The following is a 19,147-nucleotide window of genomic DNA, read 5'->3' on the forward strand; positions in this document are numbered from 1 at the left end:
AATTAACGTAAAGCCAAAGCTTTATAAGGAATCCCTTCTTGCAAATGACGACTGAGTAACCTGGCTTGTAACTCTATGGCGCGGCGATAAGTGCATCGATATTCAAAAACAGGATGCTTAAACTCATCATTCATTTTGCGCTCAAAGGCTTGCAAAAATGATTTTTTAGCAGCTTCTTTCAACCGATAAGCACCTAAACTTTCATCAAAATCCTGGGGTTGAATTTCGCGTTTATGCAACACTGTCAGCACAATATTATCGGCAATTAAAGCTCGGAACTCTTCCATTAAATCGAGTACCATTGCAGGCTGACCGTGATGAACTTCGTGGAGGTATCCTATATATGGATCTAAACCAGCGACATGAACAGCCGCAGTTACTTGCACTCGCAACAAACCATAGGCGAAACTGAGGAGTGAATTTACAGGATCTGTAGGTGGACGGCGATTTCTGCCGTTAAAAGTCCACTGTTTTCCTACCATATCCGGCCAGCAAGCAAAATATTCCTTGGCGGCTAACCCTTCAATACCCCTCACTTGGTCTATGGTTTTCTGGTTTTTAACTTGATTTTTACGTTCTTTTAGGGGGTTATCCCGTTGATTCTGGCGGTACAAAACTTGATATTGATTGTGAATTTTAGCCGCTACTATTGTTTGCACTAGTTCCAACCGCCGCACAGGATCATGATATACCTGATACTGAGCTAATCGGAGTTGACCGTTACGGGAAGAACCAGGAAGTGCAGACCCAAGATATTTACCAAAGTGAGAAAGGTAATGCACTGGCATTCCCAATTCTAAGGCATACATCAGAGCGTCGCCCGTCACTTGGGGATTTCCCATCAACACTACTTGTTCTACAGTTTGTGCTGGGACACTTTGTTTTTTCCAAGAACCATCTTCTTGTTTGAGAGCAATATTAAAGGCTTCATAATTCTTGCTCAAAACAGCATCAGCTTGAGTGACGTAGAGTATAGGCATATTAGTTAGATGTGAAATAGTTGGTGAATATGGTTAAAAATCGTCGCTTGTGGAGAGATTTGATTTTTGTAATTGCCTCACTTCAACAGGCAGACAGATGTTTTGTAAACTACATGATTTACATTTTTTAGTGTGGTCAATTGGTGCAGGCATAGCTTTATAGGCAGCAAGTTGAGCTAGTAAAATCGCCTGTTCTGTCATCTGCCGGAGTTCTGGGGTGAATGCTACTGTCTGTCTTTTGCGGTTGGCGTGATAGAATATTTCACCATAGGTAATAGTGTGTCCAGTGCGTTCCTCTAAACACAAAGCGGCTGCACACAGTTGAAAATGATCGTTAAGATGCTGTGCCATCTTGCCTTTTTTGTATTCCACTGGAATAAGTTGACCGTCGCATTCTTCCACAGCATCGATAATACCAGCAACTTTTAGGCGATCGCTCCACACCCATTGTTGTTGATGAATGAGGGTTTCTCCCTCTTGAAATGTGGTTTCTTCATTCACATTACGGTGAATATGGCGACCTAAAATAATATGTTCATTGTCTTCCATTTCACCCAGCAAATATTCCAAATAAAATCGGCGTGGACAATATTCCCAAGCGTTAAGATACGCCAGGGGTAAGTAATCTTCTGTCATAAGCGCGTAGTCAATATAAATCTAAATTTCTTAATTTTGAATTTTGAATTTTGAATTTTGAATTGATATCTGTCCCATACCCATCGCGGTTTTACGTCCGACACCGGCGAAGGCGGCGAAATTGGCTAATACTGTCGCAATTCTCGCTGCTTCTGGCTCTAAAAACTGATATTTTACCCAACCTTCAGCCCCAATTTCTGCGCTAGCTTCTAACTTTAAAGCATAGGTTTTCAGTTCAAAAGCTGCAATTTGAGCGTTCCATTCTACAGCCGGAAACTTTAATTCTGGGGGCGCAAAAGTATTCCAACGTCGCCACAAATTATCAAATACTAACTCTGGTAAGGGAAAAGGTTGTACTTTTTTAGCTTGCTTAAAACTAGTCGGAGACAGCAATTTTAGTGTGATTTCTTCAGAGATGTTGTCTATATTTGCTAGTGTGTTGTAGTCAGAAATATCCGCTAAAGGATGAGTACCAGGTAAAGTATAAAAACCGCGCAAGACAAACTGACATTCACCCAAATTCAGCAGTTCACTGTGCCAAAGTTCTATACCTTTTAATAATGGCTCAATCAAATCACCATCTAGCAAACCGATGCGAAAAATAAAATCATCGCCTGGTTTGGTTCGGGGTTGACGACGGTATCCTATCAAGCCGGAAACACTAAAGGGTGAAACTTGTGCGCGGTGGATAATCTCTGCGGTTTGCGGATCTGCTAATCTCAGCCAGTCCATAACTTGAGCATGAATTGCTCTCCCCAGACTAGCAGGGATAATTTTTCCCGAAGTCGCACCCAGTTGAATTACCACAGCATACAAGCTCGTGGATTTAGGCGGTGATGATATCAGTTCCAGCACCATAGGAGACTCCAGCAGGTAAACAGGTTTTATCAGGTAATTCCCAATAGTCGCCACTAAGTTGCGCTTGACTGACTAAACTTACAGGAGGCATAACAATGCGGTTGTAAAGTAGTAGTCTGGATGATGGGGGTAAGTCTAAGGGATTTAAGGGATGCTTGCTGATATATTGTCCAGAGCGTTCCTTCCATTCTGTAATTTTTGTGGTTTCAACTTGCACCTTCGCCGACCATTTACCCAATCTCACCCAATGGGGAATTGTCACATCTGCACTAGCGATAATATAGGTTTTATACCGACTACCTACGGCTAATTCCTTAGCACGCCCGTAATTAATGGGATAATTACGTTTCGCACCTTCGCCACCGAACTGTACAGATTTACCATAGTAGGCGACTTGTGCGGCTTTGAAGGTATTGACTTGATAAGACCAAACCACAGGTAAAGCGGGAAAAACATAAATTCCTGCTTGATTGAGATGTAACAGATTTTGCTCTTGACTTGCGTCTAAATAACTAGGTTTTTGAGCGATCGCCCCTTTAAGTCGATAAGGTTTCGGGATATACTCTGCTTCAAAGAAAGCAAAACTCAACGCCCAATTGTGCAGATATTTTTCGGTTTCATAGAGAATCCCCATTTCACGAGTCGCAAAAAATACATTATCGTGGAGGGTTAGTTTGCATTCGTAAATTATCATTGTTAACTCTTTTGATTGCGAATTGGGACTGGGGCATGGGGAATTGGGCATGGGGCATTGGGCATAGGGCATTGTATTTTTCTCCCCCTGCTCCCCCTGCTCCCCTGCTCCCTGCCCCCTGCCTTATTTCCCTTTCCCTTTCTTACCTGCGATCACGCCGTAGGTTTCTGCGTAAGTTTTGGTTTGTTGATACAAAGTATTCAGTGTATCCCGTAGTTGGGTTTCGTCTTGATAAATGGTTGCGACTTCACTCAATAAATCATGTAATTGAGAACCGGTAATGACTTGAGTTTTCCGAATGGGTTCTTGGTTGAGTAAGTTGGTTGTCACTTCTGTGGCTTTGTTGAGAATGTCGGCAATTGGGGCGTTAATATCTGGTTTTAAGGCATCATACAAGGCTTGGGTAAAATGTAGGTTACTGAAGATTTCGCCATCACATAAGGCAATACCAATGATATGATTTGCCATTGTCCCTGTTCTTGATTCTTGTGCGCCGTAGCGACGAGTCCGCATCAGGTTTCCTAACACATATAAAAAGCCTTCATAGGTAGGGTCACGGAGGGTTTCTACTGTGGGAAAGGTAATTTCTGGTAATACATGATCTAACTCATTAATGGCACTCCTCATCACACCTTGTTCACTCATTGTTCCGCCTTCAAAGGGTGCATTAAAAGTAAAACTGCGGTGAGATTGTTCATAGGGACTCAGAGAGAAGGCAGAATCGGAGTAAACTTTAGAACGTTCTGAACCACTATCACCAATTGCAAAGCCATAGATAATGCAATCAGGACATTTTTTACAGGAGTTTTCGCCGTTATATTCACAGAATTTATCTTTCTCGGCGGCGTTAGCACTGGTTAATTCTAAGGAACGTAATAACTCTCTACCTGCTAAACGTTCTGGGGTAATTTGCTTACGCTTAAACATGACTAATCGACTGATGGCTTCTTGGGTAGTAATTCCGGCTTGGGTGCGGGCTGTATTCAAAACTCCGTCGGTTTGAAATACGGGGAAGGATTGACTGTGACGCACCATTAAAAAGTGAACGTATTTACCAGAAGCTAAACGGGGGAAAGCTGTTTGAAATTTTGGTTGAATGGTGTTAAGAATAGTCATTTATTTTTCTCCTTTGGTTTGTGTTTTTTCGGTTTGTTTTTCTTGTGCAGCTAATAAGCGATAAGCAAATTCAGCACCGGATTTAATGCGGTTGCGATTTTCTTGGAGTAAAGCGCGATCGCCTTTATAAAGTCTCAAGAATAATTCATCAACGCAGGTTGTCATAAAGGTATGAATTGCTGCTAATTCCTGGGCTTTACGTGTGGAAATATCGACGGATTTATCCATTAAAAATGGACGTTTATAAACTTCTTGTCGTTCTAGTGCATCGTTGAGTTTTCCCGCCGCTTGCAAAATTACGTCTTCTCTCGCTATCTGTTCGGGAACTGTCAAAATTACTTCCAAAGCTTTCGCCAGTGGGAGTAAAACTGCATGACTAGATTCCCCCACATTCACTTGATAAAATTGGCGATACTCTTTCACTAATCGTTCAATTAATTGCAATTTTTCGGTCATCTTTTTATCTCCTGTTATCCAGAGTTGGGCATATTTCCAAATACGTTTAACATCTTCTGGGCTGGGTTCTCGTTTGTTTTCGCGGATTCCTTCATTGGCGATCGCAAATACATTTAATACATCGGTGGCTAAATCTCTGGCTGTCCCATTCAAGGCTTGCCAACGTGCGTCCGGTGGGGAACTGCGAAACTCTAAATGAATGCTGTAAGCTATCAATAGCCGTTCTAAGGCTGTTGCTAAATCCTGCAATCGTAAGTTCTGATTTATACCTAATATTTGCCAAAATCCTGCCGCCCCATCTAGTTTGGCTGACTCTACAAATTCTTGGTCGCTGGCGTAAAGTGGGTCAGGACTGCTCGTAGCAACCACTTTCACACCTAAAAGTGTAGGTAATGCTAAGGCTAAAAAACTCGGTTCTACCCAAGCATCTGTAGTAGTTTTACCCCTGGTGGTGGTATAAGTCATTGCCATAAATGGCAAGTCTGCACGGGAGTAACTATCACCATATCTACCGATTTCCGCCTCATCCCGCCAAGACAAAGTTTGCAGTCCGCTATATTGCATCCCCCCATCTAACCAATGTTTGCGGACTTCCCACAGGTTGACGCGTTTGAGTTCCTTCACCAGTCGCCGCACTGCGACAGCAACTTGGGGTGAGTAGACGTAAGCCGGGAAGATATATAAAAATACAGGCTGTTGTTCTTCTAATTTTCCCGACGCACCAGTCCAAAAGGCTTGACGCATCAGCATTTCTAACGACCAGATTTTAGAAATACCCCGTTTAATGCGTCCTCCGCCCAAGGCGTTTTTGTTGCTGTATTGTTGGGGTTTGAATAGGACGACAGTATCTAGTTGATCCTCAGCATCAGGATCGCCTGCACTTAAAGAACAAATGGCTTGATTATTGACTTTTGCTAAAGAATATGTATTTAGTTCATTAGCAAACTCAACTGCTGGCTGATTAGATGGGTAAACTTCCAAATATTGGGCTAAGTAATGAATAAAAGCCTCATAGGTAGGACTACTGTTAGCTTTGAGTAAATTATTTTGCTCTGCCCAAGTTGCGAGGCGATCGCTTAATTTTCCTAAACACTCCTCTACCTGTCCCTCATCTAAGGTGGCGTGAGTTGCTATGTAATGGGCTGCGGCTTGATACCAGCCATAATTTACACCCCCTGATTGTACTTGTGTTTGTTCTGGTGATATTGTGCCTTGCAATTCCAAAGCTGACAGCATCCAAGGTATGTAGTCTTGGCTACCTTCAAAAAATTCTCTTTGTGCCAAGATAATCAACTCGGCTAATCTATCAGCGCGGATATCTGCACCTTGTAATAAAAAGGTTTTTTCTGCATCCGTCAGAGTTAATTTCTCTAACCGCTTGGGTGTGGCTGGGGATTTGACATTGGCGACTTTGATTTGTACGACACTGGGAAGTAAGCGAATCAAGTCCGCAGGGGTAAACAATTCTAAAGTCTGGGGAGCAATTTTCATTCCCTTCCCATCACGAACAAACCCCACATCACCGCTTTGGAAGTATGCGGCTAATCCTCGTTGATTGTTTTCTTCATCGCCTCGAATCAGACTTTCCCACACAGCCGTTTGAATATCTGCTAAGTCGGGTGTGACTACATCCGTGGGAGTGAGATATACTGCACCTTGAGCAAAATAAAGAATCGGATTCCAACCCAACTGACGGGCAAAATTGACGACGGCGTTATGAATTTGGTTGGTAATTAAACCGCGACAATCCCGCAGGCGATGGTAAACCAATTTTTGGGGAATATTGAGCCAGTCGAGATGATCTTGGAGGCGATCGCCTTTTGTTGTGGTTATAATCTCTGCGGGATCACCCATATGAACCGCCACATCACCAAAGGCTAATAGGTGGCGTAAAATATCATTCAAGCGACGGTCATCTATGGTAAATTGGCGTTCATCGTTCTCCCAGTTAGAAAGAATTGAGTTACTATCAACGCTAAATTGAGTATTTTGGGCGAGATAGGCAATTTCTAGTAAATAATCTCGCCATTGATCCCAAAACAGTTGAAAGTCTAGTTTTTCGCCTAATTCACGGCATAAGTTAATGATTGCGTCAATTTCATGGGCTTTTGGTGGTGGTTGTTCTTCGCCTTGACCCCGTACATATTTGTTGTAGTCGTGTAGGGTTAAACCTAAGCATAGTAAGCGTTTTTCGGCTTCTTTGAGTTGTCGGTGTTGGGGTAAATACAGGCTGAGATTCCAGGCTGTTAATAGTCCATTGAGGACGTGAACTAAGAGGCTTTGGTCGGGTTTTGCAGCCCAGCGTTTAGCGTTTTCATCAGCATAGCGATCGCCTTGTTTGATGAGGGTTTGATAGTGGGCTGTTTCTGACCCTCCCATTGCGGGAATTAATCCAAATTCTCTTTCCATTGCGGGGAGAATGGTTTGGATGAAGGTTTGTAAAATGGGGTCGGTGTCGGATGGGAGGGTTTCTATGAGTAGGGTTTGTAGTAGTGTGAGCATGAATCAATTCAAAATCAAATTAAAAAATGTAGGGTTTTGTGCGATCGCATTTGGGAATCCTCCATTTGAGGGCTTCTAGAAGGAGTGCATCTTGGTTGAAGGCGCAGGCGTGGCTTTGTTCGTCAGCGTCTGTTAGTCGATATAGTCCGAAGGTGGGGTTGAGGTGTAAGGCGCGGCTAATGTCCCAATGGCTGTTGTCTGGGGTGCGATTGACTTGGATTAGGAAGGTGAGGAGTTTTTGTTTACGGAGACAGCGACTGACTTCTGCTTGGGGGTGTCCGGTGATGCTGAGTCTATCTATCAGGGAAAGGGTACATTGTTTGAGTTCATCTGTACCGCGATCGCATTCTAATCTGATGGGGAATCTTTGATCAGACCAACGTTGGACTTTTAGATAAGTTTGAATATATTTCTCTGGAAATTCCGTAGCGGGATGGTTGGCTTGTTGTGCAGCTTGGATAAATTCTTCTCTATCAATGATTTCCACTTCTGCGTAGGGTAACAATCTCAGCAAATCGTAAGTATAAAAGCGTCCTTCATCCCAAACAGCAGCTTGTAAATCTGAACCTCCCCGAAATCTCAATAGTTCTTCTTGGATAGCTTTCCCCGTGGAATCGTTCCCCAAGTTGAACCAATGTCCGCGTTTTTTATCTAATTGTTCTCCATAAACCCGCCGCAAATCTTCCGCCATACTGGTTTGTAGCGGTTGCATGACTCCTGTTGTTTTGGGACTCATACTAATTAACAAACCTTGGGCTTGCAGTGCGCCCCAATATTCGCGGTATCGTTCAAACTCTTTGGGAGGATCAAATGCTTCGGTAATAATTTCGCGGAACTCCAGACGACTGGATTCTTCCTTACCCGCTAACTTTTCCTTCAGTCTCGCCATAATCCAAGGAGTACGGCTAGGTAACAATACAAAAGCTTGATAAGCTGAAAAACCAGCATGACGACCGAGACGACCTAATCTTTGAATGAAAGTAGCAGAATCACTCGCCTCAAAAATCAGCAAATGAATCTTAAAATCTACACCCACATCCACCGCAGAAGTTCCCACCACTAAAACTGATTGGGGTGCATTTTCTAAATCTGCTTGAGTTATCGCCCTTTCTTGTCGGTCAATTCGTCCGCTAACTTCCCTCACAATCACATCAGGAAGTAAAGCCTGGAGTTGACGCACAGCCCGACTTACCAAGGCGACGGAGTTAAGAATAATTAACCCTCGTCCCCTTCCTTCGGCTTCTAAAAGGGTGCGAATATTTTCAGCTTCTTTTGTTAACCAACTTAAAGAATCAGTATCTTGCTCTAACTGGATAAATTCCAAATTAACAGCTTGGCATATTTGCCGAAATCCTGGTGTAGACTCACTTTCATAATTTCCTGACACCTCCGTCACCTTAAACCCAGCAGTTTTGAGAATTTTCATAAACTCTGGCTTAGGAGTCGCAGAAGTAAACAAGAAACGCATGGGACGTTTTTTCGGGCGATTATGACGAATCAATAGCATACTGTTGAGAATTGCGGCTTCTTGATGCACACCAAAAATATGAAACTCATCAGCAATGTATAAATCGAGATTTCTAGCCAAAGTAATCGGTAACTCTGCCCGATTATAAGCAGGGTTAAGATAGCGAAAATGCGCTACTAAATGAAAAATATCGGGATTAGTCAAGATAACGTGTTTTTGCTTAAATGTCAGCAGTAATTCCTTGAATTTGTTACCTTTTTGTCCTTGCTCTACCCTGCGGGCTAAGTCAGCACCATAAAGAATGTCAATCAATGACTGTCCTTCTGGGTTAAACTGTTCATAATAGCCAAAAACTTGCTTTTGTTGGTCTGTGACTAATTCAATAGTCGGGTAAAGTCCAATGACTCGCAAATCAAGGTTAAGTAACCCCGCCAAATAAGCTGCAAGAGATTTACCATCACCTGTGGCTGACGTGTTAAAGATAACTTCCGATTCTCCTTTGAGAATGGCGGCATAAGTTTCGGCTTGGTGGGAAGATAAAGGACAACCAGAACCCTTTCCAAAGTTAGGAGCTTGCTTTTTGACTTGGCAAGTCTCCGTACAACCAAGAGGACAAGCCCCAACTCCTGGGTTAAGTTGGGAATAGAGGGGCAGTAATTTAATTTTCACGTTAAGCTTGTGGTGTATGTTGTCACAAGTCTAATACACAAAAAAATAGAGATGGTATCAAAAAATGATATTAACTCTAACCAATTGGGGTTTGCTTTAGAGATATTGAAGTTACTGGCGCAAAAACCACACAAGAAAGCAGAATTAATTATTGCATTAGGCGATCGCGGTTTTGCAGCCGGAGATTTATCCCAAAAAATTGCTCGCACCATTACTAAACTCAGAGACTGCGGATTTGACATCAAAAGCGCGCCCAACCGTCCCTATGAGTTGATAGAATCGAAATTTCCAGTGATTTTGTCAACAGAACAGCAACAAGCCCTAGCAATGGCCGCAGAATTGCTGTCAGACATGGGTTTTACGGCTCAAGCTGGTCACATCTGGCGCATTGGGAACTTCAACAAAACCAACATCCCCAATTTAGCAGCAGATTTTCATCCTCCAGCTAACTATAGCGAAGAAAATTTAGATGCCGTTTTACAAGAATTACAACAACGCCTACAACAAAAACGCCGCTTTGTCATTTGGTATTGCAACAGCAAGGGTGAAGAAAGACACTGGGACGTAGACAAATCAGAATTGAGATTGCATGATGGTTCACTATATCTATTTGCCTTAGTTCCAGACTGGTTTAGTCGCCATATTCCCACTAGACCCAATGTGGAACAAAACTCAGCCTTTAGAATAGATCGGATCATCCGCGTTGGTGCAGCTTCCCAAACACCTTGGATTTACAGTAAATTCCCCACCATAGATATTACCTACCGACTCACAGGTGCTTTAGCCACCTACAAACCTCGCCGACCCCATGAAAAAATCATCTCTTCCCCAGAAAACACAGAATATGTTGATATTGTGGCTCAGGAAGACTTTGTCTTTTGGTTTATTCAAAGAATGTTACGCTACGGCGCAAGTGCCACTGTTTTAAATCCGCCTTGGATAGCACAACAAATCCAAGATGCTCATCAAAAAGCCCTTGACAACTACTCTGGTCAATTAAATTTGGGTTGAAAACCCAACATGATCAAAACTGTGTTGTGTAAAATCTATTATGCAAAAATCTGTTGTAAATTTAAAACAAAACCAGGGAGAACATCTTCACCCGATAAACTTGTGGGAGATTGTAAAAATTCTGGTGCTTGATTGGGGCGATAAATTATTACTTGTTTATCTTTAGGATTAATTAACCAACCGAGTTGTAACCCATTGGCTAAATATTCTTGCATCTTCGCTTTAGTATCTTCTACATCATCAGTTTCCGAAACTAATTCCACTGCAAAATCAGGACACAAAGGGAGAAATTTCTTTCTTTGTTCTGGTGTCAAAGCTTCCCATCTTTCTATTTTTATCCAAGCCGCATCAGGCGAACGAGTTGCCCCATTTGGTAGTTTAAACCCAGTAGAAGAATCAAAAGCTTTTCCTAGCTGATTTTGACTGTTCCAAAACCATATTTGACCTAATAAATCAAAATTTCGATTTCCCGTTTCTCCCCCAGTAGGTGACATAATAATTAATTCCCCTTCAGCAGTTAACTCTAGCCGCAATTCTTTATTCACAGCAACAATTTGTGCAAATTCCTCATCAGTAAATTGCAGATTAGGAGGTAATTGTAAAGTTAAAGCTGTCATACTTAAACACCATCAACACTAAATATTTACCTCTCTCCTCTAAGAAGAAAAGCTGACGTTGCATAAATGTGGGATGAATTAAGCTTTTTGAGTAAAGTGAACTATAGATTTCTTGCGGCTTTGCGCCTCTTGGCGAAACAATATCTTAACTGCCGAAAAATCTTAAAAGCAAGTGGGTGACGAGGGATTTGAACCCGCAACCAATAGATTAAGAGTCTACTGCTCTACCGTTGAGCTAGTCACCCACATAAACAATCATAATAACAATATTATAGTTAATTCGTCAATATTTAGTCAATTGAAAATTTAAATTGTAGTAGATTGGGGAAATTTGATCATAAACGTTGTTTGTCCTGCACCACTTTCTACGTGAATTGAGCCGCCTAAATGTCTGACCATTTTTTTCACTAAAGCCATTTCTAAGCCTGTACCGCTATATTTCCAGGGGTCATTTTTGGAAAGGTGGTAAAACGGCTCAAAAATGCGGGTTTGATCCTGGGTGGAAATTTCTAACCCCGAATTACTGACGCTAATTTGCAATGCTGCGGCTGTGGTTTGGGTAGAGACTGTTATTGATTCTCCTGGGGGGGTGTATTTGCACACATAGTTCAAAAGTTCGGTGAGAATGCGTTCTAGTTCGGTGATGTCGGTGACTAGGGGGGTGAGATTAGTTGCAATATCGAGTTTTAATTGCTGTCCCTGACAACTAGTCACATCTAAAAAAGCGGCGACAACGGGAGGAAGCCACGTTTGTAAGTCGATGTTAATCAAGGTTGGGGGTTCTGGTTCTACCTCCAAATGAATTAGGGTGAGTAAATCGTTTATGAGTCGGCTTTCTCTTCCACATTCTTTATGCAGAATTTGTAGGAGTTGGGGAGCGATTTCTGTATCTAGCGTACCGTTGGGTAAAAAGAGACTTTCTAGGGTTTGAGCCGCTAGACTAATGCTGGTTATGGGTGTTTGTAGTTCATGGGAGAGGTTTTTGAGGAATTCTTGGTTGAGGCGTTCTTTGGTTTCTAGTTTTTTGATTCTGGCTTGTTTGCTAGCATTGAGTCTAGTTTGACGAATGGCGATCGCACATTCATGGGCTAAAGTTTGTACTAAGTCAATCTCTAGTTCCTCAAATCTCTGTTGTGTGGGTTTAATCACCCAAAGATTGCCTAAAATCCCATCTTTGTCATAAATAGGACAAGCCAACTGTGTAATCACCAGTAATTTAGGATGCCATCCAGGAACGATTTCTACAGATTGAAAAGGTTGTTTTTGCATGAGTGGCTGATAAATTTCGCACAACTCTTGCGGTTGTCTGATCAGTCCCTGGTAGGTAATTTGGGTAACTGCATACTCATGCACTACACTCACCACAGCACAGTCAGGACTGTAGAGTTCGATATAGCAAGATTCTAGTTGCAATAATTTGGTCAACTCTTGGGTAACGTAGGCAAAAACTAGCTTTTCTTCTGGATGATCCCGGATTTTTTCTGTCACCCTCAGCACTAAGCTTTGAAAGTTTTTTGTCTGCTGTAGGTGCGTGTGGTGTTCTTGCTTGTGTAACTCTAGCTGATTTTTCAGCTGTTTGATTTGCTGTTGTAGTTCTTGCTGGTGGGTAGCTATTCCCAGTTGGGAGGCTATTTGCTGGAGTAAATCAATTTCAGTTTGCTGCCATTGGTGGGGTTCATGGCAATATTGAGCGATTAATAATCCCCACAAATTCTGCTGTAATAAAATAGGAACGACTAGATGCGCTCTCACCTGCAAGGAGTTTAAAAAATCTCTTTGGCAATTATTAATCCCATCAGTATAAATGTCTGTGACAATTTGATGACAACATCGCCCCCGATGTTCTTGATGTTGATAACGTAAGCAAGGATCAGGGAAATGTTTACCTAAGAGGGAAATATCAGGTGTCACCGTAGCTTCAGCAATGACTACGCCATTGTGATCATGAGACATTTGATAAATGAGGATGCGATCGCAATTTAAACAAAGTCGTAAATCTTCCACAGTCTGCTGGAGAATCACATTGAAATCTACAGCATCATGAATTCTTTGGGTGACTTTCGCTAATAATTGCTCTTTACCTGGGGTTACTTGTTTGATCGGGGTAATATTACTACTAGTCCCCAGGATGCGATAAATTCGTGAGTTAGCATCCCGCAATGGCGTTAATGTTGTACTCCACCAAGTCGAAACTCCCTGAAACTGTAAACATTGCTCATAGGAAATCGTCTTACCCAAGCGCACGCAATCAGTGTAACGCTGACGCACCTTAATTGCATCCACAGGAGTCAGAATATCCTCTGGTTTTTTACCCCGCAAATCCTGCGAACTGATACCTATCCACCGTTCATGGGTGGGATTAAGTCCCACATAACAAAAATCACCATTCTCTAACACATCCACCACAAAGATAGATGTCTGCACAGAGTCATACATACTAAGTAGTAACTGTTCCACACTACTTTTTTCATCAACTGCTGTGCCGAAAATAAGGCGAGTGTGAGATTGTTCCGTCAACTCGACTGTAGATTCTACTGAATTTATATTCATGCGAGAGTCCCTGTCTGATGTTAATGACTCTTGGAGGCACTCATTTTTGAATTTCGCTGGTATAAAATGTTTTTAGTGCCTCAAGCGAATGATTATGAGTCGTTGCTTACGATATTTGAGCCTTTCTTTAATTCTTATCAGAAATTTAGGCCAGTGGATAGCAATACGCTTAACAAATCCTATATTGTGAAGGTTAAAACGCATTTGCAAGCTAGTCTAATTTTATTTATTTTTTTATGAAGATTAAACTAAAATTGTTGCATATATTTAATTGTATACAAACATTGTATCAATGAATATTACGTTTCTTAACAAATAGGGGTGGAAGGGAGTAGGGGTGTAAGGGTGTAGGGGTGTAAGGGTGTAAGGGTGTAAGGGTGTAGAGGGGACATTATACCAATGCCCAATGCCCAATGCCCAATTCCCAATTCCCTAATGCACGCCGCAACCCGCCGCTTTCAATGCTGGACTGTGGGGTGTAGCGGTGGGTGCTTGCGCCACGAGAACTATATTGCCATCGGGTGCGACTATCCAACCTTGGGCTTCGATAATTTCAGGGGGGCGATCGCCTGATTGCATATTTGTGGTATTCTCTGGTGTATGCGGTTGTATCTTACCAGTGTGGCTTTCTCTATCTGCTGGGACATTAATCCAATCTGTGAGGACTGTATCCCCTGATAAGGTATCCATTGGACTCACTGAAATTCCGCCTCTGCCTGTAGAAATAAATGAACTTCGTTCCGTGCTTTTTCTCTGACTACAAGTAGAAGTAATTTGTTGAGAAGTATCGACTAAATTTGTGGGTAGTTCTACTATCCCCTGACTATTATCAACATCAGGTGTGTTAATTTGTATATCGCCATTTAAAGCGGAATTCTGCTGCGAAAAAGCTGTAATATCGTTAGTTGGCAGTTCACTCGGTTTTAATTCTTCTGGCTTGTCAGTGCCTAATAATCTGACTAAATCTGCACGGGTACGGGGTACAAAGCCAAAAATGCGCTCAGTATTGATATTGATTTTGCCACCATTGCCAGCAAAAGCATTGGCAGTGATATCGTTATTTTCTGAAGATGCACCCACAATAAAGCCATTAGGTATATCGATGCTAACATTACCGCCATCCCCTCTTCCTAGAGTTTTACCTGCACTAGTAGAGATTTGACTTTGACGACGCATCAATAGTAAATCCTGCACCTTGAGTGTGATATTTCCACCCATACCCGCCTCACTCTCGGCAATCAATTGTCCGCCATTTTCGAGCCGGATGGAACGAGCATTGATATTGATTTCACCTGCTGCGCCTAACTTCGTGGGATCTCCTAAATAAATCACAGTTTTGGGTACTGCACTACTAACAGAAATTGCTCCGCGATCGCGAATAATTAATTTATCAGTAGTTAAATTTAAGTTTCCGGCTTTACCAGTTCCTCTGGTGGTGGTAGAAATACCAGCGACAAAATCATTGATAGAAATACCAGCTACTTCTATGGATTCCGAGGCATTCACCGTCACATTGCCCCCTCGACCTATTGCTGGTATGTAGTTCCCTCCTGATAATATCCTACCGGCAGACTCGGTGCTGAGTATTGCTCCATCGTCAATACGTAAAACTTTGGTATTAATGAATATATCACCGGCATCTCCTATATCAGCAGTTGCAGCGAATAATCCCCCAGGGACAGTTTGATTCCCGAAGGTTCTACTACCAGTTAACACCACAGATTCAGAGGCATTAATAATTAATTTACCACCCGACCCTAAGCGTAATTCTGGATTGGCAGCCGCAGCATTATTGAGAAATTGCGCCCCTACTCTCACTTGTGCTACATCTTTGACAATGAGATTACCAGTTGTAATTTCTAAGTTGCCTGCATTACCAGCACCGAAGGTAACAGTTGTTAAAATTGCGGAATTTAAACCCACCAGTTCTACTGATTCTGAAGCATTAATGGTTAAATTACCGCCTTGTTTTTTACCTAAAGTATTAGCTAAAATTTGTGAGCGACTATTGACTAATATTTGCTTACCTTGGAGATGAACGCTACCGCTACCTTCACCACTCACATCAACTTGAGAAGGCCTCGCTGAATTGTTGATAATTCCTTCTGTTAGTTGAATTTTTTGCAAATCGCGGACATTTTCGTATCCTAGTTTCCATCCTTGAGGAGTGGGTTGGATATGAACAATACTATTAACACCGACGCTTCCTAATTCGATTCTGCCTTCCTTGGCGGTTAAATTGCCTCCCTGCAATATCAAATCGCCGCCTACTAGTGCTAAAGTTCTTTGTGGCTGTACCTGTAATCCAGCAGGACTGTTGAGACGATTTGTGGCACCACCTAAACTAGCTTGGGATTGGTTTTTGATTGCACCTAATTTGGTGCCGAATTGTAAGCCTGTGGGAACGTTGACAGCTAACAATGGTGCGGTTTGTGGATTGGAAGCACTAAATTGCAGATTATTTGCAAAATTGATCCTATCGGCTGTAGTAGCTAAAAAAGAACCTTGAATATCTAAAGCAGCACGAGAACCGAAAACAATGCCATTGGGGTTAATAAAAAATAGGTTAGCTGTACCGTTAGTTTTGAGAATGCCATCAATATTGGAAATGGAATTACCTGTGACGCGACTGAAAATATTTTGAATGTTCGTAGTGTTATTAAAGTAAGCCGTATTGCCATTATACAAAGAAAAATTTTCAAAGCTATGGAATAGATTGTTGCCACGAATAGAACCACCATCTATTTGATAAATCGTTTGACCATTGACAACTTGAGGTGTGACAACTGAATTCTCTAAACCCAATGTCTGATCCTGGTTGATTTGTGCCAAGACGCAATCTCCAGAAAAGACGGATAGGCTAGCAATTGCTAAAGCATTTACTAGCCTCAAATCAGAATAGCGATCGCTTCGATTTTGACTCATCGAAAATTTAGTCTCTTACGCCGTTCTTCTAGGACGACTTTACACGGAATGTGATCAAAAGTGAAGTATGCTTTATTTAGCAATAAACCCAACAGCCATCGGGATTACCATCAAATGGGCAAGGCTGAATCAATCCTAAGTTTGCACCTATGGGTGGTTTGGGTATGCTGAAAGATTCAATGGCTACCTGACCATTACTCTCATCAGCCGATTGCAGTTGATTGACATCTAGGGTGTATTGAATTTTCAGCACTTGTGTATCAGAAATACCGTATTTTTCCAGTACCTTACCCAACTGGGATTTATTCAGAACTTCTATTAGTTCCCGGCTAATTTCATTTTGCAATTGCTCTAGAGTTTGAGGATCGAGAGAGACTTCCTGTAACATTTCAGTATCCATGACTGTTGGGTACTCGCACCAAATATTGATTTATCTTCAATGAGAGTGGGTTTAACCTCTCCCAATTACTAATATCAGTTGGTTTGAGCAAATTTATGCAGTCATGAAGAATTAATTTTTAATCCCTGTGGTAGCAATACCTCTAATGAACTGACGCTGACCGATGAGAAACAGCACCATGACAGGTACAGTAGCAATGGTTACTGCCGCCATCATCAAAGGCCAATTATTGGTAAACTGCTCTTGAAACTCAGCCAACGCTAACTGCACTGTTCTTAATTCTGGTCTAGTGGTAAATACTAGCGGCTTAAATAAATCGTTCCACTCCGCGATAAATGTAAATAAAAATAGTGTTACTAAAGCCGGACGGGCTAAGGGTAACATGACTTGCCACAGAATTTGTAGTCTGTTTGCCCCATCGATAGTTGCAGCTTCTTCCAATTCCACAGGAATTGTTTGGAAATATTGACGTAAGAGAAAAATTCCAAAACCGTTGACCGCAGTGGGTAAAATTAAAGCTCCGTATGTATTGATTAGGTGTCCCCACTTCAACACCAAGAAAATAGGAATCACCAACAATTGAAACGGAATCACCAAAGTAGCTAAAACAACTAACAACAGTGCTTGTCTGCCGCGAAATTTCAGCCTAGCCAACGCATAACCGGCTAAAGCCGAAGTCACAATCTGAAATGCCGTCACCGCGATCGCCACCAAGGTAGAATTAGCAAATGCTAATAAAAACTTACCTCTGTGCCAAGCATCCTGATAATTGCCTAAAGACCAATTATTTTTAGGCAAAATTTCTATGTTTGACCCTGGAGGTACAAAAGATGTCAGAAAAACCACAAATAGTGGTGACAGCACAACGACTGCCCCTAGTATTAATCCTGCTAGGCTGAAAAAATCGGCAGATTTTAGATTCTGGTTGGAGTTAGACATGAGTTTGGGCAATGGGGAATGGGGAATAGGGAATCGGGAATGGGGAATCAGGAAACAAGGGAGATGTTATTTAAATGATCTGTTTTACCTATGCCCCATGCCCCATTTCCAGTCCCATTTTGAAATATTTTCCCCCATGAGCTATCGAATTAGTTAAATTGGTAGAGCTATCACACACAGCAAAAGCTAATCTATAACATAGTGACTTGTTAAGTAAAATTAAACAACGATGGGCATTACCCTAAAATCATGGGGTAAATTAGGTTTCGGTATCAAATAATTCAGGTTACAGGAGTAAACATATCATGCAGCAGGTTGCAGCCGATTTAGAAATTGATTTCCACAGCGAAAAATACAAAGATGCCTATAGCCGCATTAATGCGATCGTGATTGAGGGTGAACAAGAAGCTCATGAAAATTACATCACACTAGCTGAACTGCTGCCAGAACATAAAGATGAATTGATTCGTCTCTCCAAAATGGAAAGTCGTCACAAGAAGGGATTTGAAGCTTGTGGACGCAATCTGGAAGTTACACCAGATTTAGAGTTTGCTAAGGAATTTTTTGCTGGGTTACACGGTAATTTTCAATTAGCGGCTGCCGAAGGTAAAGTGGTGACTTGCCTTTTGATTCAATCTTTAATCATCGAATGTTTTGCGATCGCTGCATATAACATCTACATCCCTGTAGCTGATGATTTTGCTCGTAAAATTACTGAAGGCGTAGTTAAAGATGAATACAGTCATCTTAACTTTGGGGAAGTTTGGCTCAAAGAACATTTTACAGAATCCAAAGCAGAATTAGAAGCGGCTAACCGTCAAAATCTGCCTTTAGTTTGGCAAATGCTCAACCAAGTTGCAGCAGATGCAGCAGTTCTGGCAATGGAAAAAGATGCCTTAGTCGAAGATTTCATGATTCAGTACGGAGAAGCTTTAAGCAATATCGGCTTCACCACCAGAGACATCATGCGTCTGTCAGCTTACGGACTAGCAACTGTTTAAGTAGTTGTGAGTGGTGAGTGAGGAGTGAGGAGTGCTGAGTGCTGAGTGAGGAGTGAGGAGTGAGGAGTATCGAGAAGGTAAAACAGGTTTTGAATAGTCAGTCACACCCTTTCTATACTCATTCCACTCAGCCCAGATTTAATCAAAGCTCCTAAATACTACTCTCCACTCAGCATTGGCTAAACGCCGCGCTACCGCTAACACAACTCAGCACTCAGCACTCCTCACTCAGCACTCCCCACTCACTCTTGACACTTTGTATAGTATTTTTAAGAGTTAGGTATAGTCTCTTACCCACCGATTTCACGCTTTTAGTAAAGCCCAC

At 41.9% G+C, this 19,147-nt stretch carries 14 protein-coding genes and 1 tRNA gene; 2 read left to right on the forward strand and 13 right to left on the reverse strand.

From position 1 onward, the window contains the following. Nucleotides 1–2 precede the first annotated feature (2 nt). From cas1d to cas3, 7 genes are all read right to left on the reverse strand, one after another. Nucleotides 3–980, reverse strand: a complete 978-nt coding sequence (cas1d, locus tag CLI64_RS08820) for a type I-D CRISPR-associated endonuclease Cas1d (protein WP_103136869.1) — start codon at nt 978–980, stop codon at nt 3–5. Between the two features lie 33 nt (nt 981–1,013). Beyond that, the gene (gene cas4 / locus CLI64_RS08825) at nt 1,014–1,616 is read right to left on the reverse strand and encodes a CRISPR-associated protein Cas4 (RefSeq protein ID WP_103136870.1); all 603 of its coding nucleotides are present in this window, start codon (nt 1,614–1,616) and stop codon (nt 1,014–1,016) included. A gap of 30 nt (nt 1,617–1,646) precedes the next feature. Beyond that, nucleotides 1,647–2,474: a CRISPR system precrRNA processing endoribonuclease RAMP protein Cas6 gene (cas6, locus tag CLI64_RS08830; protein ID WP_103136871.1), complete on the reverse strand. Its 828-nt coding sequence runs from the start codon at nt 2,472–2,474 to the stop codon at nt 1,647–1,649. Beyond that, complete coding sequence (gene cas5d / locus CLI64_RS08835; RefSeq protein ID WP_103140647.1) at nt 2,443–3,168, reverse strand: type I-D CRISPR-associated protein Cas5/Csc1; 726 nt, start codon at nt 3,166–3,168, stop codon at nt 2,443–2,445. The genes cas6 and cas5d overlap by 32 nt, the downstream gene beginning before the upstream one ends. A gap of 123 nt (nt 3,169–3,291) precedes the next feature. Further along, entirely contained in the window at nt 3,292–4,284 is a 993-nt protein-coding gene (cas7d, locus tag CLI64_RS08840) for a type I-D CRISPR-associated protein Cas7/Csc2 (protein WP_103136872.1), read from the reverse strand. Further along, entirely contained in the window at nt 4,285–7,242 is a 2,958-nt protein-coding gene (cas10d, locus tag CLI64_RS08845) for a type I-D CRISPR-associated protein Cas10d/Csc3 (RefSeq protein WP_103136873.1), read from the reverse strand. Between the two features lie 19 nt (nt 7,243–7,261). Continuing rightward, nucleotides 7,262–9,379, reverse strand: a complete 2,118-nt coding sequence (gene cas3, locus CLI64_RS08850) for a type I-D CRISPR-associated helicase Cas3' (protein ID WP_103136874.1) — start codon at nt 9,377–9,379, stop codon at nt 7,262–7,264. 51 nt (nt 9,380–9,430) lie between these two features. Between cas3 and CLI64_RS08855 the strand changes: the two genes are divergently transcribed. Beyond that, the gene (locus CLI64_RS08855) at nt 9,431–10,390 is read left to right on the forward strand and encodes a YafY family protein (protein WP_103136875.1); all 960 of its coding nucleotides are present in this window, start codon (nt 9,431–9,433) and stop codon (nt 10,388–10,390) included. Nucleotides 10,391–10,428: 38 nt separating this feature from the next. Here the strand turns inward: CLI64_RS08855 and CLI64_RS08860 are convergent, their stop codons facing one another. From CLI64_RS08860 to CLI64_RS08885, 6 genes are all read right to left on the reverse strand, one after another. Continuing rightward, complete coding sequence (locus tag CLI64_RS08860; RefSeq protein ID WP_103136876.1) at nt 10,429–11,007, reverse strand: Uma2 family endonuclease; 579 nt, start codon at nt 11,005–11,007, stop codon at nt 10,429–10,431. A gap of 173 nt (nt 11,008–11,180) precedes the next feature. After that, nucleotides 11,181–11,252 (reverse strand) — tRNA-Lys (locus CLI64_RS08865). A gap of 61 nt (nt 11,253–11,313) precedes the next feature. Further along, nucleotides 11,314–13,557, reverse strand: coding sequence for a GAF domain-containing protein (locus tag CLI64_RS08870; RefSeq protein ID WP_103136877.1), 2,244 nt, complete (start codon nt 13,555–13,557; stop codon nt 11,314–11,316). A 432-nt stretch (nt 13,558–13,989) separates the two neighbouring features. Continuing rightward, on the reverse strand, nt 13,990–16,482 hold the full coding sequence (locus CLI64_RS08875; RefSeq protein WP_103136878.1) for a filamentous hemagglutinin N-terminal domain-containing protein: 2,493 nt from the start codon (nt 16,480–16,482) through the stop codon (nt 13,990–13,992). A gap of 76 nt (nt 16,483–16,558) precedes the next feature. Beyond that, complete coding sequence (locus CLI64_RS08880) at nt 16,559–16,882, reverse strand: hypothetical protein (RefSeq protein ID WP_103136879.1); 324 nt, start codon at nt 16,880–16,882, stop codon at nt 16,559–16,561. Between the two features lie 111 nt (nt 16,883–16,993). After that, nucleotides 16,994–17,821 (reverse strand): carbohydrate ABC transporter permease, encoded by an 828-nt coding sequence (locus CLI64_RS08885; RefSeq protein WP_103136880.1) that lies wholly within the window; start codon nt 17,819–17,821, stop codon nt 16,994–16,996. Nucleotides 17,822–18,126: 305 nt separating this feature from the next. On the opposite strand from CLI64_RS08885, the gene CLI64_RS08890 reads away from it, so the two are divergent. After that, nucleotides 18,127–18,822, forward strand: coding sequence for an aldehyde oxygenase (deformylating) (locus CLI64_RS08890; RefSeq protein WP_103136881.1), 696 nt, complete (start codon nt 18,127–18,129; stop codon nt 18,820–18,822). The last annotated feature ends 325 nt before the right edge of the window (nt 18,823–19,147 follow it).

Origin of the sequence: Nostoc sp. CENA543 (assembly GCF_002896875.1) — a bacterium.
Lineage (GTDB): Bacteria > Cyanobacteriota > Cyanobacteriia > Cyanobacteriales > Nostocaceae > Trichormus.

Coding starts and splice junctions, on each gene's coding strand:
- cas6 (WP_103136871.1), bottom strand. CDS start 2,474: ATGGTGCTGGAACTGATATCATCACCGCCTAAATCCACGAGCTTGTAT.
- CLI64_RS08870 (WP_103136877.1), bottom strand. CDS start 13,557: ATGAATATAAATTCAGTAGAATCTACAGTCGAGTTGACGGAACAATCT.
- cas4 (WP_103136870.1), bottom strand. CDS start 1,616: ATGACAGAAGATTACTTACCCCTGGCGTATCTTAACGCTTGGGAATAT.
- CLI64_RS08890 (WP_103136881.1), top strand. CDS start 18,127: ATGCAGCAGGTTGCAGCCGATTTAGAAATTGATTTCCACAGCGAAAAA.
- cas10d (WP_103136873.1), bottom strand. CDS start 7,242: ATGCTCACACTACTACAAACCCTACTCATAGAAACCCTCCCATCCGAC.
- CLI64_RS08880 (WP_103136879.1), bottom strand. CDS start 16,882: ATGGATACTGAAATGTTACAGGAAGTCTCTCTCGATCCTCAAACTCTA.
- cas1d (WP_103136869.1), bottom strand. CDS start 980: ATGCCTATACTCTACGTCACTCAAGCTGATGCTGTTTTGAGCAAGAAT.
- CLI64_RS08875 (WP_103136878.1), bottom strand. CDS start 16,482: ATGAGTCAAAATCGAAGCGATCGCTATTCTGATTTGAGGCTAGTAAAT.
- CLI64_RS08860 (WP_103136876.1), bottom strand. CDS start 11,007: ATGACAGCTTTAACTTTACAATTACCTCCTAATCTGCAATTTACTGAT.
- CLI64_RS08855 (WP_103136875.1), top strand. CDS start 9,431: ATGGTATCAAAAAATGATATTAACTCTAACCAATTGGGGTTTGCTTTA.
- cas7d (WP_103136872.1), bottom strand. CDS start 4,284: ATGACTATTCTTAACACCATTCAACCAAAATTTCAAACAGCTTTCCCC.
- CLI64_RS08885 (WP_103136880.1), bottom strand. CDS start 17,821: ATGTCTAACTCCAACCAGAATCTAAAATCTGCCGATTTTTTCAGCCTA.
- cas5d (WP_103140647.1), bottom strand. CDS start 3,168: ATGATAATTTACGAATGCAAACTAACCCTCCACGATAATGTATTTTTT.